Annotated in this window: 22 protein-coding genes; 4 read left to right on the forward strand and 18 right to left on the reverse strand. The window is 57.1% G+C overall.

What is annotated here, in order from left to right; genetic code table 11:
- The coding region (locus KK078_RS27640) for an alkaline phosphatase family protein (RefSeq protein WP_254093587.1) at window positions 1-806 on the reverse strand (806 nt) is incomplete at its 3' end.
- A 127-nt stretch (window positions 807-933) separates the two neighbouring features.
- On the opposite strand from KK078_RS27640, the gene KK078_RS27645 reads away from it, so the two are divergent.
- The gene (locus KK078_RS27645; RefSeq protein WP_254093588.1) at window positions 934-1,212 is read left to right on the forward strand and encodes a CBU_0592 family membrane protein; all 279 of its coding nucleotides are present in this window, start codon (window positions 934-936) and stop codon (window positions 1,210-1,212) included.
- 4 nt (window positions 1,213-1,216) lie between these two features.
- Here the strand turns inward: KK078_RS27645 and KK078_RS27650 are convergent, their stop codons facing one another.
- On the reverse strand, window positions 1,217-1,807 hold the full coding sequence (locus KK078_RS27650) for a TetR family transcriptional regulator (RefSeq protein WP_254093589.1): 591 nt from the start codon (window positions 1,805-1,807) through the stop codon (window positions 1,217-1,219).
- Window positions 1,808-1,941: 134 nt separating this feature from the next.
- On the opposite strand from KK078_RS27650, the gene KK078_RS27655 reads away from it, so the two are divergent.
- The gene (locus KK078_RS27655) at window positions 1,942-5,253 is read left to right on the forward strand and encodes a SusC/RagA family TonB-linked outer membrane protein (RefSeq protein WP_254093590.1); all 3,312 of its coding nucleotides are present in this window, start codon (window positions 1,942-1,944) and stop codon (window positions 5,251-5,253) included.
- Between the two features lie 31 nt (window positions 5,254-5,284).
- Complete coding sequence (locus KK078_RS27660; RefSeq protein ID WP_254093592.1) at window positions 5,285-7,090, forward strand: RagB/SusD family nutrient uptake outer membrane protein; 1,806 nt, start codon at window positions 5,285-5,287, stop codon at window positions 7,088-7,090.
- Between the two features lie 83 nt (window positions 7,091-7,173).
- On the opposite strand, the gene KK078_RS27665 is transcribed toward KK078_RS27660, so the two are convergent.
- Genes KK078_RS27665 through KK078_RS27680 form a run of 4 tightly spaced genes read right to left on the reverse strand, consistent with a single transcriptional unit; the run spans window position 7,174 to window position 11,179 of the window.
- Window positions 7,174-8,223: an LIC11966 family surface protein gene (locus tag KK078_RS27665; RefSeq protein ID WP_254093606.1), complete on the reverse strand. Its 1,050-nt coding sequence runs from the start codon at window positions 8,221-8,223 to the stop codon at window positions 7,174-7,176.
- On the reverse strand, window positions 8,220-10,328 hold the full coding sequence (locus KK078_RS27670; protein ID WP_254093612.1) for a carboxy terminal-processing peptidase: 2,109 nt from the start codon (window positions 10,326-10,328) through the stop codon (window positions 8,220-8,222). The genes KK078_RS27665 and KK078_RS27670 overlap by 4 nt, the downstream gene beginning before the upstream one ends.
- 49 nt (window positions 10,329-10,377) lie before the next feature.
- Window positions 10,378-10,842, reverse strand: coding sequence for a hypothetical protein (locus KK078_RS27675; RefSeq protein ID WP_254093614.1), 465 nt, complete (start codon window positions 10,840-10,842; stop codon window positions 10,378-10,380).
- Window positions 10,843-10,897: 55 nt separating this feature from the next.
- On the reverse strand, window positions 10,898-11,179 hold the full coding sequence (locus KK078_RS27680; RefSeq protein WP_254093616.1) for a DUF6496 domain-containing protein: 282 nt from the start codon (window positions 11,177-11,179) through the stop codon (window positions 10,898-10,900).
- Between the two features lie 115 nt (window positions 11,180-11,294).
- On the opposite strand from KK078_RS27680, the gene KK078_RS27685 reads away from it, so the two are divergent.
- Window positions 11,295-11,813 (forward strand): PPC domain-containing DNA-binding protein, encoded by a 519-nt coding sequence (locus KK078_RS27685; protein ID WP_254093618.1) that lies wholly within the window; start codon window positions 11,295-11,297, stop codon window positions 11,811-11,813.
- On the opposite strand, the gene KK078_RS27690 is transcribed toward KK078_RS27685, so the two are convergent.
- From KK078_RS27690 to KK078_RS27745, 12 genes are all read right to left on the reverse strand, one after another.
- The gene (locus KK078_RS27690) at window positions 11,814-13,028 is read right to left on the reverse strand and encodes a sensor histidine kinase (RefSeq protein WP_254093620.1); all 1,215 of its coding nucleotides are present in this window, start codon (window positions 13,026-13,028) and stop codon (window positions 11,814-11,816) included.
- 116 nt (window positions 13,029-13,144) lie between these two features.
- Window positions 13,145-13,555 (reverse strand): response regulator, encoded by a 411-nt coding sequence (locus KK078_RS27695; RefSeq protein WP_254093622.1) that lies wholly within the window; start codon window positions 13,553-13,555, stop codon window positions 13,145-13,147.
- Window positions 13,552-15,204, reverse strand: a complete 1,653-nt coding sequence (locus KK078_RS27700; RefSeq protein ID WP_254093624.1) for a sensor histidine kinase — start codon at window positions 15,202-15,204, stop codon at window positions 13,552-13,554. Before KK078_RS27700 ends, KK078_RS27695 begins: the two co-directional genes overlap by 4 nt.
- Window positions 15,201-16,226, reverse strand: coding sequence for an ATP-binding protein (locus tag KK078_RS27705; RefSeq protein ID WP_254093626.1), 1,026 nt, complete (start codon window positions 16,224-16,226; stop codon window positions 15,201-15,203). Before KK078_RS27705 ends, KK078_RS27700 begins: the two co-directional genes overlap by 4 nt.
- Window positions 16,219-16,635 (reverse strand): anti-sigma regulatory factor, encoded by a 417-nt coding sequence (locus tag KK078_RS27710; RefSeq protein ID WP_254093628.1) that lies wholly within the window; start codon window positions 16,633-16,635, stop codon window positions 16,219-16,221. The genes KK078_RS27705 and KK078_RS27710 overlap by 8 nt, the downstream gene beginning before the upstream one ends.
- Window positions 16,613-17,008 carry an STAS domain-containing protein gene (locus KK078_RS27715; RefSeq protein WP_254093630.1) on the reverse strand — a complete coding sequence of 132 codons (396 nt, stop codon included), beginning with the start codon at window positions 17,006-17,008 and terminating at the stop codon, window positions 16,613-16,615. The genes KK078_RS27710 and KK078_RS27715 overlap by 23 nt, the downstream gene beginning before the upstream one ends.
- A gap of 6 nt (window positions 17,009-17,014) precedes the next feature.
- Window positions 17,015-17,881, reverse strand: coding sequence for an STAS domain-containing protein (locus KK078_RS27720; protein ID WP_254093632.1), 867 nt, complete (start codon window positions 17,879-17,881; stop codon window positions 17,015-17,017).
- Between the two features lie 157 nt (window positions 17,882-18,038).
- Complete coding sequence (locus KK078_RS27725; protein WP_254093638.1) at window positions 18,039-18,656, reverse strand: DUF3347 domain-containing protein; 618 nt, start codon at window positions 18,654-18,656, stop codon at window positions 18,039-18,041.
- A 39-nt stretch (window positions 18,657-18,695) separates the two neighbouring features.
- Window positions 18,696-19,796: an efflux RND transporter periplasmic adaptor subunit gene (locus KK078_RS27730; RefSeq protein WP_254093643.1), complete on the reverse strand. Its 1,101-nt coding sequence runs from the start codon at window positions 19,794-19,796 to the stop codon at window positions 18,696-18,698.
- Between the two features lie 4 nt (window positions 19,797-19,800).
- Complete coding sequence (locus KK078_RS27735; protein WP_254093645.1) at window positions 19,801-21,045, reverse strand: efflux RND transporter periplasmic adaptor subunit; 1,245 nt, start codon at window positions 21,043-21,045, stop codon at window positions 19,801-19,803.
- Entirely contained in the window at window positions 21,023-22,381 is a 1,359-nt protein-coding gene (locus tag KK078_RS27740) for a TolC family protein (protein ID WP_254093647.1), read from the reverse strand. The genes KK078_RS27735 and KK078_RS27740 overlap by 23 nt, the downstream gene beginning before the upstream one ends.
- Entirely contained in the window at window positions 22,362-24,275 is a 1,914-nt protein-coding gene (locus KK078_RS27745) for an efflux RND transporter permease subunit (protein ID WP_254093649.1), read from the reverse strand. The genes KK078_RS27740 and KK078_RS27745 overlap by 20 nt, the downstream gene beginning before the upstream one ends.

Below are 24,275 nucleotides of genomic sequence, written 5' to 3' on the forward strand. Positions count from 1 at the left end.
CAGGTGGTGCGCTCGCGGTCGGTCTGGCTGCCGTGGTTCTTGCCGGTTTGGGCGTCGCGGCCGTGGTCGGTGGTGACGACGATCATCCATTGCTCGCCGTGTTGTTGCTCGCGGGCTTTGATGGCTTCCCACACGCGGCCTACCTGCGCGTCGGCTTTCTTTACCGCGTCATAGAACTGCGGGCTGTCGCCGTACATATGGCCCATGTCGTCGGTATATTCCAGGTATACCCACGACAGGTCGGGGCCTTTCTCGCGGATATAGCGGCCGGCCTCCGTGGAGACGCTTTCGTCGATGTCGAACATGCGTTTTTCGCCCGCGGGGAAGCGGGTCTTGTCGAGCTCCAGGCCGTCGTAGCTATAGTCGAGCCTGATGTTGCCGGCGGTGGGGAGGCCTTCGCCTACCAGCTTGGTACGGTTGTCGATCCACGACGAGAAGACGGCGGTCTGCAGCGACGGGTTAGCTTGCTCCGCCACACGGAAGATGTTCCAGTACGCGTAGTTGGGCTCGCGGATGTCGTTGTCCCACACGTTGTGTTTGTGTGACCACACGCCGGTGAGGACGTGGTTGTAGCCCACGGCGGATACGGTGGGAGACTGGCTGAAGCCGTCTTTTTCACCACCCAGGTAGGAACGTGTATAGCCGCCGCGGGCGGCGATCTCTTTTAATACCGGCATGTCGGTCTTTTCAATGACATCGGCCGGAATACCGTCGAGAATGATAAATACGGCCTTGCGCGTTTGGGCGGCGGCGCTCAGCACGATCCAGCAGCAGGCGACTGATAACAGAAACTTAACCTTGATCATAAAATGCTTTGAAAGATTAGTGGTAAATCGGTATGGACGCATTCGTCTGTCCGCAAAGGTACTACATGGATAGATTGAATGACCATTCAAAATTGAATATCTTCGCGCAGCTATTAAAATCGGGTACATGAATGAAACGTTAAGTTTTTCGGTAGGCGAGATCGTCGGATGGACGGGTGTGCTGGCGTATGTAACGGCCTACGCGTTGCTGAGCCTGGGGTGGATGCGCGCCGAGGGTGTGCCGTACCACCTGCTCAATGCGCTCGGCGGTCTATGCCTGGTCATCGTCTCGTATACGCTCATGGACTTGCCGAACCTGGTGGTCAATGCCATCTGGATCGTGATTGCCGCGGCATCGATTGCGCGGATCTACCACGTTCGGAAAAAGAATCACCGGCAGGCCTAAAGGACTACAGGCCAAGCAATGTCAGTGCCTGTCGTTTCATCATGTTCAGCTTGCGGGTGTTCTCTGTCGGCGAGTCGACCATGCCTAAATAATAATAGGCGCCTTCGATCAGCGCGAAGATGACCTCAGCCGTTTCCTTTTCATTCCTGAGTTGAATAACGCCGTTGGCGCAGGCTTTGTGCAAGGCGTCCCGCAGCGATTCGCGCAGGGAGTCGTGCAGCGATTTAAAGGACGCGCGGATCTTTTTGTCGCGATAGGTGAGGGCATAGCAGCTATAAAATACGCTGTCGTCGAAGAGCTTGTCCCAGGTGCGGGAGAAGAGGTTGTCCATTAATTGTGTAAGCTCTTTTGCGGTGGTATAATGCCCGCCGTTAGTTTTATAGATGTCGCTGTAGCGTTCGAGGATAAAATGGATAAGCCCTTCGATAAGCGCTTCGCGTGTCTTGAAATAGTGTACGATCAGGCTCGGATTGATCTCGAGGTGATCGGCTACTTTGGCTATCGAGGCATTTTCAAGACCTATTTTTTTTGCGACTTTATAGAAGGCGAGTATGATTTCCTGCTGGCGTACCTCCTTGAGGCTGGTTCTTCCCATCGTGTTAAAGTTTTGTCAAAACTACATTAAATCAATCAGACCCGATGTGAAGAGTCTGTTAATTTTTGATTGAACGGTCATTCAATATTTATTCTACCTATACATTTGATCCGTAAAACATCAATCCCCTTGCAATGAAGCAACTCTACAATCTTTCCGGTCTCACCCGCGTGGTCGTGCTCGCCTGTTTACTGGCGGGTCTTCCGGGATGGGTGATGGCCCAGAACGTCTTGTCTGCCGGGCAGCGCACAACGCTACGCGGTACGGTGACGGATGCTGCCGACGGTTCGCCTGTGATCGGCGCCAGCGTCCTGGTCAAATCCACTGCCAACGGTACGATGACCGATGTGAACGGCAGTTTTTCGCTGGACGTTGCGGAAGGTGACGTGCTGGTGGTCACGTTTATCGGCTATGTCACCTCGGAGGTAACGGTCGGTAACCGTTCTACGATCGACATTCCGATACAGGCCAGCGCTACTTCTTTGGAAGAAGTGGTGGTCGTGGGTTTTGGCGAGCAGAAGAAGGCCAACCTGTCGGGTGCCGTCAGCGTGGTCGACAGCAAAGTATTGGAAGCGCGCCCGATCCAAAGCGTGGGCCAGGGCCTTCAGGGTGTTGTGCCGAACCTCAACGTAGATTTTGCCAGCGGCGCTCCCGGTGCGGTGCCGAACATCAACATTCGCGGGATGGCATCGATCACCGGTGCCGGACCGTTGGTTATAGTAGACAACGTGCCCATGAGCGTGGCCGACCTGAACCTCATTGCGCCGTCGGATATCAAGAGTATATCGGTTATCAAGGATGCCTCGGCATCGACCATCTATGGTTCGCGCGCCGCGGCGGGCGTGATCCTGATCACCACGAAGAGCGGTGTCCGTGAAGGCTTTAACGTGGAGTATAACAATAATTTTTCCTGGGGGAGCGCTACGGTACTGCCCAGCAAGGTGACAGATCCTTACATCTATATGCGGACGCTGGAAACAGCCACCGACAATACGCCGTGGGATTATGTGAACTATACGCCGGTGCAATACGAGTGGGCGCGCCAGCGCTCCGACGATCCCTCGTCGTCGGGACCGGTGCGGATCGATCCGGAAGACAATGCGCTGTGGGCTTATATGGGCAACCGCGATTGGACTAAATACTACCTGGACAATCCTACGCTGTCGGTTCGGCATAATATAAACCTGTCGGGTAAGTCGGGCACCACGTCTTATTATCTATCGGGTGCTTACGATTCACAGAACGGGGCGCTGAAAGTTGCCGACGATAAATACGACCGCTACAGCATTCGTACCAAGCTCAACTTCACGCCGTATAAATGGTTGACGTTTGGCAACAACACTCAGTTGTCGCTGACGAACCGGGTAACGCCGTCACAGTTGTCGATGGAAGATCTGTTCAACCTGTTTCCGACCAGCTGGGACCGCAACCCCGACGGGTCGTGGGCCAATACGGACGTGGGCCGTGCGGCGGCTAAAATGATCGACGGCGGCCAGAGCGTATCGAAAGTAAATATGTTCCAGACCACCTTCAGCGGTGAGCTGTCGTTCTGGGAGCGCATGGTGCGCATGAACGCCGACTTTACGGTGCGTCGCGATACCTATAATTACCGCACCAACAGCAACAAATTGTTGATCGGTTATGGTCCGGACGACGTTCGCGAGGAAGGAGCCAACACCGCCGGGCGTCTGGGTACACAGCAATCGTACTACGTGCTGAATACGTATGCTACGTTTGAAAAGACGTTTGCGCAGAAGCACTATGTCAACGCCATCGTGGGTTTCAATCAGGAGTATAACCGTCTGGATTCGGTTGAAACCGAGAAGGTGGGGGTGATCTCGCCGTCGATCCCTTCTGTGGGGCTTGCTACCGGGTTGGCGAGTGTGGACGAAGCCATCCGGGAATGGGCGCTGCGTGGCGCCTTTTATCGCCTGAATTATATTTACCGCGACCGGTATATTGTCGAGTTCGACGGCCGCTATGACGGTTCTTCCAAATTCCGCAAGGACAAGCGCTTTGGTTTCTACCCGTCGGTGTCGGCCGGCTGGAAGGTGGACCAGGAATCGTTCTGGGAGCCGGTCGCCACAGTAGTCAATACGTTAAAGATCCGCGGTTCCTATGGCTCGTTGGGCAACCAGTCCAGCATTACGGAATATGGTTATTTCCCGCTTTCGAGTCTGAAAGAAGGCAAGTATCTGATCGGCGGTGCGCTGCCGTCTATGGTGTCGTCGCCGTATCTGGTGTCGGACAACTATGGTTGGGAAGATATAAAATCCAGTAACGTGGGTATTGACGTAGGGGTTCTGCAGCAGCGCATTACGGCGACGTTCGACGTTTTCCGCCGCGATACAGAAGGCATGCTGATGGCGGGCAGAGAGCTGCCGGCGGTGCTGGGCGTGGCGCCCCCGAAAGAAAATGCTGCCGACCTCCGTACCACCGGCTGGGAGCTGTCGCTGGGATATGACGATGAGTTTAGTCTGGCAGGCAAGCCGCTGCATGCATTTGCAAGCTTTGTGATCTCCGATAACCGCACGAAGATCACCAAGTTCGACAACCCTAACCGCAGCCTCACGCAATACTATGAGGGGATGACACTCGGCGAGATCTGGGGCCTGCGCAGCGACGGTCTGTTTCAGAATCAGGAAGAGATCAACGCACTCGACGAGACTTCTATCATTCCCTGGGGTGCGCTGGACGTCGTACCGGGCTGGCCGAAATACAAGGACCTGGACAACAGCGGCTCTATCGAGAAGGGCGCTACCGTCGACGACCCGAAAGATCTGTCGGTGATCGGTAACATCACGCCGCGTTTCCGCTTTGGTTTTACCGTAGGCGCGGAGTGGAACGGGTTCGACCTGCGTGCCTTCTTCCAGGGCGTGGGTAAAATGGACTACTATCCCATCAACTATCTGTACTGGGGCTATTATCAGCAGCCGTACGCCGGCGGCTATACGCACCTGCTGGACTTTTACCGCGGCGAGGGAGACAGCGAAGCCGAGCGTGCGCAGCATTCGCAGTCGTATATCAACGCGGGCCTGGCCGACGCCAACCCGGATGCCCAATACCCGGTGCTGCAGGCGTGGCTTGCCGACAAGAACCTGGGTGAGCGCATTGACCGGGCACAAGGCCTGGCGATCCCCCAGACGGGCTATATGCAGAATGGCGCTTACCTGCGTCTGAAGAATATCACGATCGGCTATTCGCTGCCGCATGCCCTGCTGAGCCGCATCCACGTCAACAAGCTGCGGGTATATGTCAGCGGCGAGAACCTGACGGAATGGTCAGCGGTCAAGAAGTACTTCGACCCGGAGGCGATCACCAATAATATCGGCAAGACGGATCCGAACTATGACCCGGTCGATCATGCCGGCAGCGATCTGAACGGTTGGGGATATGCCTATCCTTTTCAACGGAAGTATTCCTTTGGTATTGAACTGCAATTCTAGTTTGTACGATTCACCTCATTAATGTAAAAACATGAATAAATATAGTATATGCTGTGTCGCACTCCTGCTGGCCGCGCAAGCCTGCAACGACGACTTCCTGGAGCGCTCGCCCCAGACGGAGATCAGCGAAAAGGATTTCTTTCATACGGCCGACGACCTCGACACCTATCTCTATAGCCTGTACAATTTTGCGGGCGTCGGGATCTATGTAGAAGACGCCGCCACCGATAATGCCGCGACGACGGGTGTTACCGAGCTCAAGAACATGATGTCGGGCACGCCGACGGCCGCCAACGTTACCGAAGGCTGGACGTGGGATCAGCTGCGCAAGGTGAACTACTACCTGGATCACGTTGGTACCGCGAAGCTGACCGAACCGCAGCAAAAGCACTACGAAGGCATGGGGCGGTTCTTTCGTGCGAAGTTCTACATGGGAAAAGTACAACGTTACTCGGACGTGCCGTGGTACGACAAGACATTAACACAGTACGATGCTGACCTGTTCAAGGGGCGCGACGGCCGCGCGCTGGTTGTCGACAAGATCTTCGAAGACCTGGAGTTTGCCCGCCAGTATGTCGATGCGGATGGCGAGGAAGACCGCGCGGGCGCGGTGAACCGCTGGGTGGTCCGGGCCGTTATGGCACAGGCAGCGCTATACGAAGGTACCTATCGCAAGTACCACACGGAGCTCGCGTTGCAGGCCACGGCAGATCAATACCTGGCGCTGGCGGCGGAAGTTGCCGGCGAGATCATAGACGACGGTGGCTTTGCGCTGCACAACACGGGACATCCGGAGTCCGACTATGCATCGTTGTTCACCAGCGAAGACCTGGAAGGTAACCGCGAGGTGATCCTGGGGCGGTTCAGTGAAGCCAACCTGCTCAACAGCGGTTGGTGGGGATACATGTTCGGCAATTACGAGGTGAGTCCGTCCAAAGATCTGCTGCAGACTTACCTGATGGGCGATGGCACGCCGTACACCAGTCAGCCCGGATACACTACGAACGGGTTTGTGGAAGAGTTTGAAGACCGCGACCCCCGCCTGGCACAGACCTATGCTTATCCGGGCTGGGAGCTGGTCAACTCGTCGACCTATGCGCAAGGCGCCGGGATCTATGTTCAGGAGCTGTCGCGCAACTTTACGGGGTATCATCAGATCAAAGGTTTTGTGAACGACACCGACACCGAGGTGCAAAACAATCTCGACATACCGCTGATCCGTTTGGCGGAGATCTACCTGATCTACGCTGAGGCGAAAGCGGAGCTGAATGCACTGACCCAGGGCGACCTGGACAACACGATCAACAAGATCCGTGCGCGTGCCGGTATGCCGGCACTTTCGATCAATCCTCCGGCGGATGCCGTGCTGCAAGCGCAGTACCCGTTGGTGACGGGCGCACAGGCAACCGTACTGCTGGAGATCCGTCGCGAGCGTCGTGTGGAGCTGGCGTTGGAGGGTTACCGCTTTGACGATCTTATGCGCTGGCATGCGGGTAAGCGTGTGGAGATCGAGCCGGAGGGATTGTACTTCCCGGGATTGGGTAAATATGATCTGACGGGCGACAATATCGAGGATATCATTCTGCTGTCGGTCGATGACGAAATTCCGGCGGACGAGGAGAAGGAAAAGAATTCATTGGGCAAGACGCTGGTGTATCACAGCGTAGGGGCTATCGGCACGGATGGTGCTACGTTCTTCCTGACGGAGGGCGAGAGCGGCAATGTCGCCACGGCAGATGATCTGGGGCTCTTTCTGGAGCCGAAATATTATTACCGGCCGGTGCCGCAGCCGCAGGTGTTGCTGAACCCCAACCTGGAGCAGATCATGGGATGGTAAGGATCCGGTGTTACTGGCATCGTGAAAAAAAAAGAACGCCGCGATACGCGGCGTTCTTCATTACAGGGCATCAAAAGTTCTTGCTATTTGTGCGGCACGTGACTATCCATAAAGCGTTTCCGGGAATTATCCCAGTGGGAAAGCACGCCGCTGCGTTTCTTATTGAGATCGTCGTTTACTTTGGTATAGTTCTGAACGGCTTGATTGTACGTATTGACGCTTTTATTATAGACGTCTATATCAGCCTGGGTGCGTTTGGCGGCAGGTTTGGCTTCGAAGGTTTTGCGGGCCTTTTCGTGGTCGTCGGCTTTGATCATAAAATCCGACAACGCCGTAATGTTTCCGGCTTCCATTACCTGGAACTCGAGTATTTTGCGGCATGCGGTGACGAGCGATCCATCGCCCTTAAAGGCCTTTACGGTGTCAAGTCGTGACAGGCCTTCTTCCGCGTAGCGCTTCATCGCCTCGCGGCTTTGCTCCATGCCGTTCACATCTTTATTATTCAAGGCGGTGATCATATTGCCTTCCTGTACGGTGCTTTTGAAGTGAATGAGATACAACGCATTCACATAACTGCTCACCTTGCCGGTTTGCTGGAGCTTGCGTGAGAGCTTTGAGCTTTGGGCTTCAGACAAGCGCACGTTGTGGTTTGCCGCGAACGTGCGGTAAGCGTTCGATACCTGGTCATAGGCTTCATCGAGGCGGTCGCCTGCTTTTTCCTGCATCAGCAAGTAGGCCTCCATTTCATCGTACGAGCGCTCGGCGATCTCTTCCATGTCCACGATCTTGCGGTAATCTTCATTGAAGACCGAAAGCAATACATTCCAGTACTGCACATAAGCCGTTTTCAGGGTGGCGTCGCCTTCAAAAGGTTTGAGCCTGTTACCTTGCGTAATGGCTGTACGCACCGCGGCGATAAGGTCCTGGCGGCGTTTGTCCATTTTACGCGCGCGGCCCCCGTGCGCTACCTCGCTCATGTAGCTCATATATTTTTCCGAGAGCGTTCCTTCCAGGTCAGACAGAAAGGCCATGTGTTCTGCTGCCGTACCCGCCGCATGGGGATGTTCTTTTGAAAGGCCTGAAAAGGTCAGGCTCATCAGTGCAACAATAAGCGCCAACTTCGCGTGTGTCATGGTTTTTTAGATTGATTTATTTGATCGTTTATGATATAAAAACTTTCTTCTATGTATATATCCTGCAACAGCCGGTTGATCCAGGCGGTGTTGATATTCTTTTTATAATCGTCGGCAGGATCGGCCACCGCATCGCCGGGTAACAGGCCTATGCGATAGGCCTTTGTGCCCCCTGTTGCATGGGCACCGGTTTCCAGGGTTTGTTCCTGTTGACTGGCGGCCAGCCTATCGTTAAACAACAACGAGCCGCTATTGCCGCCCTCCTTCTGCAGGAGCCAGGTTGTGTAGTATTGCTGTTGTTTGAACGCTGCGGAAGCTGCTACGCGCTCGTCGCTTTTGGCACGCACGACTTTCAGGGGCAGGAACGGAAACGGATCATAGTATGTTTTTTTCTGTACCGAGTCGGAAGGCAATGTATGCTCCATGTCTTGTTCGCGCACGGGCAAGGCATTTAACAGATCCGGCAGCGGAACATCGGGCACGACGCCCTTGCGTTGTACCGTTTTACCGTTGATGCGATAGATCTTCTGTTCGGTTATCGCTGTATAGCCGAACGGGCTTTTTGTTACACCGTTGAATCCGGAGCTTGTGTTTTTAGGATCCAGCGGGTGAATGAGCTGCGCGGTTGCCTTGCCGCATGTGCGACTTCCGACAATAATGGCGCGATGATAATCTTTTAACGCCGCCGCCAGGAACTCCGACGCCGACGCACTGAGCGCGTTCACCATCAATACCAGCGGGCCGTTATAGATCGTGCCGCGATTCATGTCCTTCACGGTGACGATCTCGCCTCCTTTGCTTCTCAGGAGCCCGATCGGCCCGGCATCTATAAAGATACCCGCCATCGCCACGGCCTCTTGTAGTGATCCACCGCCGTTAAAGCGAACATCGAGGATAATACCTTCTATATTTTCCTTTTTCAGTTTAAGTATTGCCGCAGCCACATCGTTAGCACACCTGGACCCTTCGGTGCCGTTCCAGTCTGTATAAAATCCGGGCAGATAGATATACCCTATTTTTCGTTCGTCGCCTTGCAAGATGAAGCTTTTCACGATGTTATCGTCGTCGGACATTTTCTCCTTTTTCAGGATCGCTTTTGTTTGCTGACCACCCGGACCGTGAAGCTCTATTTCCAATGCCTGGTGATTCGATTCGTTGAGTATCAGCCCGACCTCATGTGTATCGAGGCCGGCCAGATCTACCCAGTGACCTCCTTCCCATCGCAGCCGGTCCAGCACATCGCCGGTGTGGATCGCTCCCGACTTCCAGGCCGGCCCACCGGGCGTAAGCTGATCTACTACCAGGTCGCCCATATCATTGGTCTTCAGCTGAAATCCGAATAGGTATCCTTCGGTGCTCAGCTCGCTCATAAAATCTTCCATCTCCTTGGGCGAGAAGTAATTCGTATGCGCATCGACGGCATTGGCCAGCGCCCGGAGCAGCGCTATCCCGACGTAATTCTCAAAGCCGGCGGTATTGTTTAGTACGCGATTGAGCCGGGCAAGGTTTATTGTCTTTACCAGGTTGCGCGTAGCCGGCTCCTGGTTCTTTAGGAATATCGCTTCGGGCTCAGCGGTATTCCTGTTCCTCGTGTTTGTTAAACGGACGAGCGTTTCGTATTTAAGCAACAGACGCCAGCGCTCAAAAATAAAGGCCTCGTCTTTTGTCCAGAGGGTGTCTTCGGTATAGGATTCCTTTACGTTGAAATCGAATGCGCGTTGTGTACCCTGGTTTATGGCCTGTGTAGCACGGGCAAGAGCCTTTTGGTAGCTTTTGGTGGCGGCCGGCAGGAAGTTCCAGCTTTTGCCATTTATTTCGTCATCGAGCTTGTTGCGATGGGCTTTCAGGGCTTGCACCTCGCCTTCGGTAAAGATGAGACGTTCGGGATCGAGGTCGTCCAGGAAAAGGTCGAACGCGGCAGCAGAAAATGCATCGTCTATCGCCGGCGGGCTGTAATGCTCGGCTACGATCTTGTTCTTGAGCAGGAAAGCCTCTGTCTTAAAATTCATAACGGCCGGCGCATGCCCCTGGGCCCGGGCACCGGTACAGATCGCCGCTAGCCCCGATGTTACGAGTAACAGGCGATGAAACGAAATACGATACATGGGCGTGAATATACTGAAAACAACCGCTCCATGAGGTTGTGACCGGTGATTATATCTGCCGATTTACCGGTAGCCGTTTCATTTTAGTATATCCTAACGCGGCGCCTACGCCAAAGATCATGTGTGCCAGGAGCAATTGTTTATAGTGGCCGGTATAGTCGGTTTTGGGCGGATGGGGGTGGAGTTTGAAGGTCAGCATCCAACCGCCGATGCCGATCAGGCCGCTGATGGTGCCCAGTAGCAGACCATTGGCCAGCGTGGGCTTGCCGATGTTGCGTTGCCAGAGCTGGTCGTAGGCCGTTGTGAAAAGCATCCCTACGCCGTAGTGTACCAGCCAGCCGGCGGGACTTTTGGTGGGTATGGATTGCGGGCCGGGGAGGCGGTCTAAGAGCTTATTCAGGAGCTCGGGCTCCCGGAATTGCTTGCGTTGATGGCGTGCGGCGCCGTAACTGAATGCCGTCATGAGCGTGGTGCCGGCGAGGGCGGCGAGGGTAACTTTATCGACGTGTATCATAGGCAGATAAAAAAGGGCCTGTATGACAGGCCCGGTAAAACATTTTTAGTGAAGATCAGCGGCTGGAACGTTTGGCTGTTTTTCTTGCTCCCTTTTTTGCCGCGCTTTTTCTCGCGGTCTTCTTTGCGGGACCACGGCCGGTCTTCTTCGCGGCCTTTGCGCCTTTTTTAGCGGGTACTTTTGCTCCGGCTTTGCGGGCTTCGGACAAACCGATAGCAATGGCTTGTTTGCGGCTTGTTACTTTCTTGCCGCTGCGTCCGCTTTTGAGGGTGCCTTTTTTCTTTTCATGCATGGCACGTCCTACTTTCTTTTGTGCTGTTTTCGAATACTTTGCCATAGTCGTATTGTTTAAGCGTGTAATAGCAAGGGGTGCGAAATAATTATACCCGGCAGGTCTTTCCTGTCGCGGCACGGTATTTTCCCGCCATGGGTAAGAACATAAACAACTCTCTATGAAACATTTTGTTCTGGCGGTGTTGCTGGCGGCCCTGGCAGCACCTTCAACGCAGGCGCAATCGACACGAAAGACTCCGACCGCTATGAAAAAATATACCCGTGTACCGGCAGGGTACCTGATGGTGCTGCGCCAGGGCGACAGCATCCTGAACGAAATTGAAACGCTGGCGCAGGTGGAAAAGATCCCCTCGGCTACGTTTAGCGGCATGGGGTTCGTGAACATCACGTTCGGGTTCTTTGATTTCAAGACGCGTCACTATACTCCGAAGGAGTTTCGCGATGTAGAGCTGGCGTCGATGCAGGGCACGATCGCGTGGCAGAAGGGCAAGGTGTCTTTGCATGCGCACGGTGTGGTGACGGACAAAACGTTTCAGGCATATGGCGGCCACATACTAAAGGGCGCGGTCGGCACCGGCTCGGTAGAGATCCTCGTGACCGTGCATGATCAGCCGTTGGAGCGGGTGTTTGAAGACGCGCTTGGCGCGAATGTGCTCAGCCTGGAAGGCACGAAGTGATCAGGCCTTGGGTAAGGCTACATAGAACGTGGCGCCTTTGCCTTCTTCGGCGTGTGCGCGGACGGTGCCGCCGTGTTTGGCAACGATGCGCTGTACGATGGACAGGCCGATGCCTGTACCTTCAAACTCGCGTGGTGAATGGAGCCGCTGGAAGACGCCGAACAGCTTGTGGGCATACGCCATATCAAAGCCCACGCCGTTGTCCTTGATATAGTAGATGATCTCTCCGGGCTCTTCGTAAAAGCCGATCTCGATCACGGTGCGTTCCTGTCGCCGGGTATATTTCAACGCATTGGAGACGAGGTTTACCCATACCTGCTGGAGCAGCACGGCGTCGGCCTGTATGGGCGGTAATGCCTGAATGGTAAAATCGATGCTGCGCGCGGGGTCTTCGGCCTCCTGGGCCGTTTTACACACGGCGCGTACCACGTCGTTTACCTGGACCGTTGTTTTGAGGAGCGGCTTCTGGCCCATGCGAAAGAATGCCAGCAGGTCATCGATGAGCTGGTTCATGTGTTTGGCATTGGTGAGCACGCGTTGTGCCAGGCCTTTGCCGGTTTCATTCAGGCCGTCGGTGTGGTTTTCCAGGAGGATGTGCAGGTATCCGTCGATGGAGCGCAGCGGTGCGCGGAGGTCGTGCGATACGGAATATGAGAATGCTTCGAGCTCTTTGTTGGCGGCCTCCAGCTGCGCGGTGCGCTCCTGCACGCGCGCTTCCAGCGAGCGGTACAGCTCGATGTTCTCCAGGGTAACGGCGGTGATATCGGCCAGGGACTGGAGTACCTTGAGCTCGGCGGCGCTGGGCATGTGCCGGGTGGCCCAGTAGTTGCCGATGGCGCCGAGGGGGTTTTGCATGCGGATGGGCACCATGGCCAGGCTCTTGACGAAGGTGGGCCGATAGGCTTCTACGGGGATGCGCGGGTCGTTGTAAATGTCTTCGATCGCCACGGCCTGGCGATGCGTCATGGCCCAGCCGCTGATGCAGGTGTGCAGCGGAAAGCGGCTGCCTTTCCACAGGGGCGAGATGGCATCTTCGTCGGCATAGAAGCACAGGTCTCCGTCGCGTAGGACAAAGGTTGCGCCGTCGGCGCCGGTGAGCTTGCGGGCCGCGGTGCGCACGATCCGCATGACGGTTTCCAGGTCACGGGCCAGGGACAGTTCTTGCACGACGCCGACCAGCAGGTCGACACTCGGGTTTTCGACAATGGGTTGCATGGGCACAAGTGTTGGCCGAGGAAGATACGAAAAAATAAATATAAAATAACGATACGGCCCAGGGTTCGGGCGTCAGACCGTGGTTGCGGCCGTTGTGTAGGGTGCGTTTCCGGCGGTCACTGCAGGCTTTCCGCCAGCATCTGGCGAAAGCGCTCGATCATGAGGGTACCGGCTTCCAGCGTGAACGGTTTTACGAAATAGTCGCGGGCGCCCTGCTCCAGGCATTGCTGGCGCTCGTGGTCGTTGTTGGAAGTTGAGTAGATGACCACCTGTATATGGCGAAGATGCGACTGCTCCTTGAGCATGGTGAGGGTCTGCAGGCCGTTGAGCACAGGCATGTTCAGGTCGAGCACGATGAGGGCAGGCAGTCCGTTGGGCGGCAACCCGGCGAGGTAGGAGAGGGCTTCTTCGCCGTTCTCGCGAAAGACGACGATATCGCCCAGGCCAGCTTCGCTGAAATACTCCTGCATGATGAAGTGGTCTTCGGGGTCGTCGTCGACAACGAGTATTTTAAAATCGTGGTTCATGCTGTGTGGATATAGGATTGTTGCGACAGCGGCAGCGTGACCTGGAAGCTGGCATATTCGCCGGCTTCGGCGGTTGCACTGATGCTGCCGTGGTGCAGCTCGGCAATACGTTTACAAATAGACAGCCCGATGCCGGTACCCGGGTACCGCGAGCGGCTGTGCAGGCGTTCGAACAGCTCAAAGATGCGGTGCTGTTGTTTGGGATCGAACCCGATGCCATTGTCGCGCACGGTAATGGCGAGCGCCTCCGGTGTTTGCAGGCACGTGATGTCTATCTGCGGTGTCACGCCGGCCTTGGAATATTTCAGGGCATTTGACAGCAGGTTGCTGAACAGCTGGCGCAGTTTGACGGCGTTGCCGTGGATGATGGGCAGCGGCTGTTTCCGGACGACGGCGCCTTTGTCGCGGATGACGATCTCGAAGTCTTTGAGCAACTCTTCGAGTATGGTATCGAGGTTCACCTCGCCGAACTCGAACTCGCGTTGGTTGAGCTCGGAGTAGGCGAGCAGGTCGCGGATGAGCTCTTTCATGCGGCCTGCGGCCTGCGTCATGTTGTTGAGGATCTGTACGCCGCTGGCGTCGATCGTCTCGCGGTATTTTTGCTGCAGCACATCGGCGTAGAAGAACAACTTGCGCAGCGGCTCCTGCAGGTCGTGCGAGGCCAGGTGCGCGAACTGTTCCAGCTCGTAGTTGCTGCGGTTGAGCGCTTCGATCTTTTGTTCCAGTTGTTGCTGATGGTATACCAGCTTCTGCTGGGTCTCTTTGAGCTCGGTGTTGTCTTTCAGGGTTTGCTCGATCAGTTTCTGCGCGTGGATGTCGACGATAAAGCCGACCCACTGCGTGGTCAGGTCGCGGTCGTTCTCGGCCGGCTGGATGCTGATCATGTGCCACAGGTATTTGCCGGTGCTGTTCTGGCGCAGGCGGTATTGCTGGCGCAGCGCCTTCTTATTTATGATCAACTGGTTGAGGTCGGATGCCATGCGGTGCTGGTCTTCGGTATGGACGACCTGCTGCCAGTGGGCGATATCGAGCTGTGTGATGGGAATGCCCAGGTAATCTTGCAGCCATTTGTTGGAGAATGTAATGGTGCCGAGGTGATTGACGGAAAAGATCATAAGCGGCAGCCGGTCGGAGAGGAAGCTGTAAGACGCTTCGCTTTCGCGCAGGCGCTGGGCGAGGTCCTGCAGCTGGATGTTCTTGCGACGGATCTCGTCGTAGGGCGAGATGGGAGGCTCGGACTCGAAGTATTGAATGAACGACTCGAGCTTGGCCGGGCTGATGACGCCGGCGAAGTTGATCTCGAGGTGAAGGCTTACTTCGATGTGGGCGCCGTTGCGTACAACCTTTACGTTGTCGGCCAGGCGTTTGGCGTAGGAGACGGCCTCCTGCCATTTTGGGGTATAGGGGGCGGTGTCGTAGACGATGGCCGTTACCTGCTTGCGGTTGGCCTTGAGGAAGTCGATCCCCAGAAGCATGAACGCCTCGGCGCCCGACTCGATCGCGCAGCGTGCGATCTCGGAGACGGCGGTGGCAAACGTGGTTTGTATCGACAGCGAAAGGCCGCACAACTCGGCCAGCTTCATAGACCGTTTGTGGGCCAGGATCAGATCCATTTCGTTTTCCAAGCTTACGCGTACGATCTCTTTCATCGGCTTGGATTGATGGTGGCTACGAGAATGGAGGCGTCGTCGGTGCGGCGCGAAAAGTCTTTATAGAGGCATGCGGCCAGGATGATGCTGTCGTATTTAAAGATCGACGGGTATTTGGTGAGGTCCCACCGGGTGCGGATCCCGTCGGAGCACAGAATGAGGTGCTGGTTCTTTTCACCAGGGATCCGGGTATCTTTCATAGTGCCGGGGATGTTGAGGCCGATGATGCCATTGTAGGACATATAGTTTTTGAAGAGCAGACCGGTATAGGTGCGGCTGCTGATGTTGCCAATACCACAAAACATCCACTCATTGTCCGTTTTATTATACGATACGATTGTTCCTACCATGCCCCGGGTCTTTTTCACCTGGCTATGGATATAGCGCAGCGTTTCAAGGGGCGAATCGCCCGGGGTGTGTTGAAACGCGTCCAGCCCGGTCTGTACGGCCTCGTGTGCGGCTTCGCCATGGCCCAGCCCGTCGGCGAAGAAGATGCTCAGGCCATGTTGGCTGTGCTTGACCCGGTGGCCGTCGCCCGAGACGGTCTCGCCCGGTTTGGGCACATTGAGACTGGCGACCCGGATCTCCGCCTTGGTTGCCGGCTCACATTTCTTTACCGCCATTTGCGCGTAAACAATTGTGCCCCAGTTCCGGAGAGAGTAGAGCTCGAAGGAGTCGCTCAGACGCTGGATCGCACCCAGCCCGTGGCCGAGGGTATTGCGCGTCGAGACGCCATCTTTCATCATGCGGGCGGGGTCGCTCATGCCCGGGCCGTTGTCGATGCACAACAGCTCGAGCACGGGGTTGTCGGGGCCGCAAGGTACCAGGCGATACAGGATCTCGCCACTGCCGGCGTACTTGATGAGGTTGGAGGTCAGCTCGGATACGACGATGTCGACCTCGCCCACGCGGGTTTTTGAAAAGCCTGCCAGCACCACGCGGGAGTGAATTTCCCGTTTGATAATCGCCACATGACTCCGGTCTTCGACGACATAGCTGGTGAAGTGCGGCGGATTATCCATTCTTCCACTTGATCACCGTCACGGTCGTTCCTTTTCCGGGGGTGGATTGAATATCGAATTCGCTGACCAGGCGCCTGGCCCCGGGCAGTCCCAGCCCCAGGCTTTTGCCGGTGGAGTATCCGTCTTTCATGGCCAGGGCAACATCGGATATGCCCGGCCCTTTGTCTTCAAAGACCAGGCGTATGCCGTTTTCCCTTCCTTTGCTCACGACCTCGATAAACACTTTTCCTCCTTTTGCATACTTTAACATATTGCGCACGAGCTCACTGGCGGCCGTGATCAGCTTGGTCTGGTTGACGAGCCCCATGCCGATCTTGGTAGCATATTCTTTGACGCGGTTGCGAAGCGGAACGACATCCTGCTCTTTCACGACCGCCATCGTATCCTTATTCAGTGTCAGCATCGTCATCCGGAGTTCCGTCGGTTAGTGCAATTCTAGAACGAAGCAATTCCATTCCCCGTTCTACGTTGAGTGCACAGTGAACTCCTTTCAGGGGCAACCCCAATTCAATGAGCGTGATAGCGACTGCGGGTTGCATCCCGACGACGACGGTTTCGGCGTCCATGATTTTGGACATCGAAGCGATGTTGCCGATGATACGCCCCATAAAAGAGTCGATAATAGAAACCGCCGAGATGTCGATCAGCACCCCCTGGGCGCCGGTCTTGCTCACCATCTGGACGAGGTCCGATTCAAGGTTCTCTGCCAGGCGGTCATAGAGGTCCACCTGAATCGTTACCAACAGGAACGGACCCATCCGTAGTATCGGTATCTTCTCCATATAATCTTATGCGTTCTCTTTTTCGAATCTGCGTTTTTTCACTACTTCCAGTTGAAGCATGGTGTAGGCCGTGCGTAATGCGCTGGCCAGGCTGGCTTTGGTAATGATCTGGGAAAGGTCGATGCCGAGGTGTACGACGGTTTGGGCGATTTCGGGGCGAATGCCGCTGATGATACACTCGGCGCCCATGAGGCGGGTAGCGCTTACGGTTTTGATCAGGTGTTGTGCTACCAGTGAGTCGACGGCCGGTACCCCGGAGATGTCGAGGATGGCGATGCTGCTGCCGCTTTCGACGATCTCTTGTAATAGGTTTTCCATGACGATCTGCGTGCGGGAGCTATCGAGGGTACCAATGATGGGTAATGCCAGGATGCCATCCCACACGCGGATGACAGGCGTGGAGATCTCCGCGATCTCGTCGGTTTGACGAAGGATAACCTCTTCGCGGCCTTTGATGAATGTTTCAAATGTCACGATGCCAAAGCTGTCGATCAGTTTGCTGATCTTGAGGCTCTGCGCATAGAGGATCACGGGGTCTTTAATTTCCTGTTGCAGGGTTTCCAGCAGTGCGTCTTTCAGACTGAAGACATATACACCGGTCTCGCGGGGGGAAAAGCCTTGTCTGGCGCGCGACACGGAAATGCCTGCCAGAATATCGGTGACTGTGTCGAACTGCGACGACTCCGCATCGCCGACGGTATCATCGGAAAGATTGTTCAGCAGCGCATCCAGCAGCTCTTCGGATTGTACGCGCAGGTCTTCATTGTTCATGAGGTCGTCGCGTAAGCCTTCTTCGGCCAGCTGGTTTTTCATCCACAGTTCTAAAATGGCTTTCTTTCTCTTCTGGAGAATTTTAATAGATTCGTTTTTCATGAATGGTTTACGGGTAGCGTGAAGCTTGCAGCCTTGCAATATCCCGACCAAATCAAAATCGCAGCTATATAGGGCATTTTGACGATTATTTGGGGAATTCGATACACGGACGTGTGGCGCGTAAGTGTATAAAATTCCCCAAACTTGTTTTTTTTGTCTACAGGGCTTCCCGTACTTCGCCGCAGGTCAGCATCTTATCGCCGAAATAGGGATTGCGGATGGTCTTGCTGTCGCTGAGCCAGAAGCCGCCTTCGTTATTAAACGCCATGGGGCAAAATTCATAGTAGGCGGTTGTGTTGCCGAGACCGTAGGCCTTGATGGCCTGGTAGAGCGACTGGGTGAGGCCGGCGAAGGCTTTGCGCTGGTCCTCGAGGTTGGCGGGAGATGTTTGCATAGCCTTGAGCGTTGTATGGATGCCTTCGAGGTGGGTCATCCAATCGTGGTGGGCGGCGCCTTCCAGCAGGGTCATATCGACTGCGGAGACGGCCCGCTGCACGCCCTGGGAGGCGGCCTGTACGCGGGCTGCATCGGAGGCTACGAACGAGTCTTTCAATTGCACATAGGCGTTGAAGACGGCGGTAAGCTGCTGCTGGAACGCGGGCGCTACGGTATACTGTGGTTTGCCGGCGGTGATCGTGTCGGCCTCAGCGCCAGCGCTAGCGTTATCCTGGCCGGTGGCGGGCGCCTCGGGTGTTTCTTTTTTGGAAGGGCTGCAGGCCATGGCCGCGGCAAGCATGGTGACGGTGAAGAGTCGGGAGATCGATGTTGTGTTCATGGTTATAAAGTTAAAGAATTAAGACGTTTGTATAAGGGACTACAGGCCGTGTTTCAGTACGTGTTCGCTGTAGAGCAGGTAGGCGCCGCGGGTGACAAGGGTATCCCCCGGTTGCAGGCCCCCCGTTATTTCCACCCAGGCGGCGTCTTCGCGGCCGAGGGTGACCGGGCGACGTTGATAGGTGTGGGCGCCGGTGCGGATATATACCTGTGGCTGTTTGCCTTTGCGGATGACGGCGTTTTGTGGTGCTGCCAATACGCGGGCCGCCCCCTGCGTGAGCAACACCTGAACGGATTGGCCCGGGTGCAGACGCTGGTCCGTGTTTGCGAGGCGCGCGCGGGCGATCGTTACCTGGCTATTGGCGCGATAGACGGGGGAGATGAACTCCACCACAGCGCCGCGTGGCCCGGCGTCGTCGCCGGCGGGGAGTACCTGCACGGTGTCGCCGGGGTGTGTGGCGGCGGCTTCGCCGGGATAAAGCTCTGTTTCTACCCACAGCGTAGTAAGATCTTCCAGGCGGTATAATACGCTGCCCTCGGCTATCGCTTGTCCTTCGGTGACTTGCAGCGCCGTGATGAGGCCACTGACCGGGGCCTGGAACACCAGGCGTTCGCGCGGGTCGCGGGTGGTGGCGAGGTGGTCAAGCTGGCGCTGGGTTAACCCGTACTGAAGCAGTTTTTGTGCGGCGGCGCGTGTAAAGTTGGCGTACCGCGGATGTTCTTTTCCGAGGGCAGCCTCCTGCTCGCGGGCCAGGAGGTACTCGCGTTGCAGCACGAGCAGCGGTTCGCTGTACAGCTCGTACAACGGCTCGCCTGCGCGTACCCGGCGGCCGGTCTCTTGTATATAGAGCTTCTCGATGCGGCCGGCGGCGCGGCTGCTGATCACGCGTGTGCGGGTTTCGTCGGCCGTCAGCGTGCCGTTCACCACGGTGGCGCCGAGCGCACGCCGGGCCAGGGGCTGTACGGCGAGGTTGGCAAGCCGCTCTTGCGTGGCGGAGAGCATCAGGTCGTGTTGCACACGGGGTTGTGCTGCGACGGCGGCGTGGTGCTCGTGGCCCGCGGGTTTGTCTTGTTTGTTGCCGGGCGTGCAGGCAAGTGCTGCGAGCGCCGTGGGAATGGATATCAGTTGCAGGAGACGCATGGGATCAGGGATTAAGAAAACCTTCACTGTCTACTAAGTATTGAGCCTGGGCGGCGATGGCTTCGGTGGAGGCAAGGCCTTTGCGGATGGCGATCCACTGCTGGACGACGGCGCCCGTGGTGACCTTGCGTGCGCGGAAGGAGTCGCCGTCTTGCACAAAGACCACCTTGTCGAGGCCCAGGTCGACCACGGCATCGCGCGGCACCCACAGGGCTTCCACCGGGCGGGCTGTAAAGGTGGCCTGGACAAGCTGGCCGGGGCGCAGATCTTTGGCATTGTTTGGTTGTACCCGTACCGTTACGAAGGGCTCGCCGTCGCGGTACACCGGTTCGATGAGGACTACGGTGCCGGGGCGTTGTTGTCCGTCGGCGATGAGCTGTACGGTGTCACCCGGGGCGATCGCGGCAACGGACTGTGCGGGCGCGGTGAGCTCTATGCGCAGGGCGTGGCCGTTGGCGATGCGGTAAAGTGCCTGGTCGCGGGCGATGTAGTCGCCTTCGCGTGGCAGCGCGGTGCCGATCGCTGTCGGGAGTGCGGCGGTGGCGGCAGCGCCGGCGTTCATCGGGTCACCGGTAGCAGCGGTCGCCGGCGCGGCCGGGGTTTCGGTGGCTGCCAGGATGTACCCGTCGTACGGACTATACAAGGTAAAGGACTGCACGGGCTCTTGCCGGCGCAGGATATTGTCGATCTGCTGCGTGGTGACACCCAGGAGTAGCAATTTGCGCCGGGCTTCGGCCAGCAGGCCGCTGGCCGGATCGTGTTGAGCGAGGTAGAGCAGCTCGCGTTGGGCGGTTACCAGCTCGGGGCTATAGACCTCGGCGATGGGTTGGCCGGCACGTACCGGTTGGCCGCTGTAGCGCAGGTATACTTTTTCGAGTCGTCCGCCGAGGCGGGCGGTGATGGTACGCAGCGCGCGGGTGTCGTAGGCCACGGTGCCCGGGGCGGTGTAGGTCAGGGGCATGGCTTTGAAGGTTCCTTTCACCGTCTGCACAGCGGCGAGCACCTGTTCATTGGGAGCTTGCAGTATGCGGGCAAGGGCGGGTGTTATCTCCGTAGCTTCACCCTCACGGGCCTGGCGCACCAGCTCCATGCCGCAGACGGGACAGGTGCCGGGTCGCTCGGACACGACGGTGGGGTGCATGGGGCAGGTATATATATCGTGGTGGGCGTGGTCTGCGGGGCGGCAGGCGGCAGCCAGCAACAGTACGAGGAGTACCATCCCTATATTATTGATCCAGTTCTTTTTCATAGCGGACGATCAGGCTATAATATTCAGCAGTCTTTTCCAGGTATTCCAGGCGGGCCATGTTCCAGGCCTCCCAACTGTCGACGACCATCGGCAGTTGTTCGCGGTTCTCTTCGTAGGCCAGCATGCGGGCGTCATAGTTGTGGCGCAGGGCGGGCAATATTTTAGCGCGGTATCGCTCCATCTGTTGTTGCAGGTTGGCGAGCCGGGCACCCAGGCCGCCCAGCATGCCGCGGGCTTCGAGCAAGCGTGCTTCGCGCGTGCGTTGCAGGGCCTGGATCTCATCGTGCATGCCGCGGGCTTCGGCGGTATACATGCGCGACGACCAGGGGGCGATGGGGATGGACACCATGGCCATGGCCGTGAACTGCCGGGGCATATCGCGCCCCAGCGGTTCCATGTGGTCGAAGCGCAGCTTAAAATCGGGCCGTGCCTGCAGCCGCTGGTAGCGCTGGTTGAGGCGGATGGCGTCGATGCTGCTGTTCAGTTGCCGCAGGTCGCTGCGTTGTGCCCCCAGGGCGGTGGTATCGGGCGCGGCGACGGGCGTATAGGCGACGACCAGGGTCGTGTCGACTGCCAGCGGCGCCGTGGCGGGCAGGTTCATCAGTGCTTTGAGGCGGTAGCTTTTTTCGGCGATGTCGCCTTGCGTGGTGAGCGCCTGGTTTTGCACTTCCTGGTATTTGCTTTCGGCTTCGTAGATGGCGCCGAGGCTGCCCTGGTTATAGGGGTAGCGTATGCGGGCCAGCTTGAGCAGCAGCGCGAGGATCTGTTCGCTTTCCCGGAGCACGACGATCTTCTTTTCGTCGACGATCCAGCGATAGTATAATTCGCGTGCTTCGGCGCGCAGGGTGTTGTATTGATCGGCGCGGCCGTGCTGCTCGATCGTGGCGCGGGCGGCCAGGTAGTCTTTCCTGGCCTGGAGCCGGGCGGTGTTGGGAATGCTTTGCTCGATGGATACCATGATGGAACCTTTGTCGCGGTCGCCCATCATCTCGTCGAGCTTTGCGCCGGGGTAGGGTGTCATGAATGTGCCGACGCCGACCATGGGGGCCATCCAGGCGGTGGCGCCTTCGCTGTAGGCCAGCATGGCCCGGGCGTTGTGGTCGTACTCCTGCAGCATGGGGTGACGGGTTACGTGGAGGAGTACGCTGTCGAGGGACATGACCTGCGCGTGGGTAGTTGTTGCCAGTAGTGTGGTTATGAGGCAAAGCACTACGTAGAATGCTCTACGCCAGTCTGGAGACTGGCGCCATGGCAGGCACGAGTCTCCGCCCCCGAGACGGAGGCTAAGACTCGCGCCAGCGCGTGCGTGTTGTTGGCTATATATGTAGTTTTCCATGTTTGCGGAGTTCGTATTCTTTGGTCATGAGGAAGATGAGGGGTGTTACCAGCAGGATGTGTGTGGAGGAGGTCAGCACGCCGCCGATCATCGGTAACACAATAGGTTGCATGACGTCGCTGCCGACGCCGGTTGCCCACAGTACGGGGATGAGGCCGAACAATGCCACCGATACGGTCATGAGCTTGGGGCGCAGGCGCTTGGCGGCACCGGCGATGACATATTCCTGCAGCTCCTGGCGTGTGATGGTGTCGCGGCTGTTGCCGCGCAACGCGACGAGCTGGCGCATGGCGTCGTTGAGGTATATGACCATGACAACGCCGGTTTCGACGGCGATACCAAAGAGCGCGATGAATCCCACCGCTACGGCTACGGACAGGTTGGTGCCGTAGAAGTATACCATGTAGGCGCCGCCGATCAGGGCGAAGGGTACGGTGATCAGGCTGAGGAACGCTTCGCGGAGGGAACGGAAGGCGAGGTACAACGCGATAAATATGATGAGCAGTACGATGGGCAGGATGAGCGTCAGCGTTTGCCGGCCGCGCAGCAGGTGCTCGTACTGGCCGCTCCACTCCAGGTAATAGCCCGGGGGTAACAGGCCTGCTTGCCGGCTGAGGGTGGCCATGGCTTCTTCTACCGTGCTGCCCAGGTCGCGGTCGCGTACGTTGAAGAGCACGGCGCCGCGCAGCATGGCATTTTCAGAGGTGATCATGGGCGGTCCGTCTTCCAGGGCGAGTGTGGCCACGGCCGACAGGGGTACCGTGCCTTGCGCCGGCGTGCGCAACGGTATACGCCGGAGCTGCTCGAGGCTGCTGCGGTAATCCTGCGCCAGGCGCACGCTGATGGTAAAGCGTTGCCGGCCTTCCAGCGTCTGCGCAATGGGTGTGCCGCCGAGCACGTATTCCACGGTCATATTGATGTCTTCCACGGTCAGGCCATAGCGGCCGAGCGCTTCGCGGTCGGGTGTAACGGTCAGGTAGCTGCCGCCGGTCACGGGATCGACATAGAGATCGTGCACGCCGGGAATGTGGCGGAGGGCCTGGCGGACGCGTTCGGATACTGCCTGGATGCTGTCGAGGTGCTGGCCATATACTTTTACGCCCACGTCGGTGCGGATGCCGGTGGCCAGCATGTTGATGCGGTTGATGATGGGTTGTGTCCAGCCGTTCACTACTCCCGGGATCTGGAGCCTGGCGTCAAGTTCCTGCACCAGGGCTTGCTTGGTCATGCCCGGGCGCCATTCGGACCGGGGCTTGAGCAGGATGATGGTTTCGATCATGCTGAGCGGCGCGTTGTCGGTGGCGGTACTGGCGCGGCCTGCTTTGCCGAGTACGTGGGCCACTTCGGGCACGGTGCGGATGATCTTGTCCTGTACCTGCAGAATGCGCTTAACCTCTTCGTTGGAAATATCGGGCAGCGTAACGGGCATGAACAAAATGGATTGCTCGTCGAGCGGCGGCATGAACTCGTGGCCGAGGCTCATGAGCAGCGGCACGGACACGACAAGCGCGGCGATGTTCACCGCCAGGGTCGTTTTGCGCCAGCGCAGGCAGACGCGGATGAGCGGTTCGTAGATCCGCTCCAGCCCGCGGTTGATGGGGTTGGCGTGCTCTTTGGGAAACCGGCCCTTCATAAAGAACGAGAGCAGCACGGGCGCGAGCGTGACGACCAGGATGGCATCGATCACCAGGATGAACGTTTTGGTGAATGCCAGCGGGTGGAAAAGCTTGCCTTCCTGGCCGGTGAGCAAGAACACGGGCAGGAACGAGGCGATGATGATGATGGTGGAATAAAATACACCCCGCGATACCTGTCGCGACGAGCGCTCGATGATGGCCAGGCGTTCGCTTTCCTCCAGGGGTATATAGTTTCTTTTTTTGCGTGCGAAGAACAT

The sequence above is a fragment of the Dawidia soli genome (genome assembly GCF_018598185.1).
GTDB classification, from domain to species: Bacteria; Bacteroidota; Bacteroidia; order Cytophagales; family Cyclobacteriaceae; genus Ohtaekwangia; species Ohtaekwangia soli.

Coding starts and splice junctions, on each gene's coding strand:
- KK078_RS27680 (WP_254093616.1), bottom strand. CDS start 11,179: ATGGCAAAGTATTCGAAAACAGCACAAAAGAAAGTAGGACGTGCCATG.
- KK078_RS27665 (WP_254093606.1), bottom strand. CDS start 8,223: ATGACACACGCGAAGTTGGCGCTTATTGTTGCACTGATGAGCCTGACC.
- KK078_RS27645 (WP_254093588.1), top strand. CDS start 934: ATGAATGAAACGTTAAGTTTTTCGGTAGGCGAGATCGTCGGATGGACG.
- KK078_RS27745 (WP_254093649.1), bottom strand. CDS start 24,275: ATGTTCTTCGCACGCAAAAAAAGAAACTATATACCCCTGGAGGAAAGC.
- KK078_RS27685 (WP_254093618.1), top strand. CDS start 11,295: ATGAAACATTTTGTTCTGGCGGTGTTGCTGGCGGCCCTGGCAGCACCT.
- KK078_RS27735 (WP_254093645.1), bottom strand. CDS start 21,045: ATGAAAAAGAACTGGATCAATAATATAGGGATGGTACTCCTCGTACTG.
- KK078_RS27740 (WP_254093647.1), bottom strand. CDS start 22,381: ATGGAAAACTACATATATAGCCAACAACACGCACGCGCTGGCGCGAGT.
- KK078_RS27660 (WP_254093592.1), top strand. CDS start 5,285: ATGAATAAATATAGTATATGCTGTGTCGCACTCCTGCTGGCCGCGCAA.
- KK078_RS27705 (WP_254093626.1), bottom strand. CDS start 16,226: ATGGATAATCCGCCGCACTTCACCAGCTATGTCGTCGAAGACCGGAGT.
- KK078_RS27715 (WP_254093630.1), bottom strand. CDS start 17,008: ATGGAGAAGATACCGATACTACGGATGGGTCCGTTCCTGTTGGTAACG.
- KK078_RS27675 (WP_254093614.1), bottom strand. CDS start 10,842: ATGATACACGTCGATAAAGTTACCCTCGCCGCCCTCGCCGGCACCACG.
- KK078_RS27700 (WP_254093624.1), bottom strand. CDS start 15,204: ATGAAAGAGATCGTACGCGTAAGCTTGGAAAACGAAATGGATCTGATC.
- KK078_RS27670 (WP_254093612.1), bottom strand. CDS start 10,328: ATGTATCGTATTTCGTTTCATCGCCTGTTACTCGTAACATCGGGGCTA.
- KK078_RS27720 (WP_254093632.1), bottom strand. CDS start 17,881: ATGAAAAACGAATCTATTAAAATTCTCCAGAAGAGAAAGAAAGCCATT.
- KK078_RS27725 (WP_254093638.1), bottom strand. CDS start 18,656: ATGAACACAACATCGATCTCCCGACTCTTCACCGTCACCATGCTTGCC.
- KK078_RS27730 (WP_254093643.1), bottom strand. CDS start 19,796: ATGCGTCTCCTGCAACTGATATCCATTCCCACGGCGCTCGCAGCACTT.
- KK078_RS27655 (WP_254093590.1), top strand. CDS start 1,942: ATGAAGCAACTCTACAATCTTTCCGGTCTCACCCGCGTGGTCGTGCTC.
- KK078_RS27690 (WP_254093620.1), bottom strand. CDS start 13,028: ATGCAACCCATTGTCGAAAACCCGAGTGTCGACCTGCTGGTCGGCGTC.
- KK078_RS27710 (WP_254093628.1), bottom strand. CDS start 16,635: ATGACGATGCTGACACTGAATAAGGATACGATGGCGGTCGTGAAAGAG.
- KK078_RS27695 (WP_254093622.1), bottom strand. CDS start 13,555: ATGAACCACGATTTTAAAATACTCGTTGTCGACGACGACCCCGAAGAC.
- KK078_RS27650 (WP_254093589.1), bottom strand. CDS start 1,807: ATGGGAAGAACCAGCCTCAAGGAGGTACGCCAGCAGGAAATCATACTC.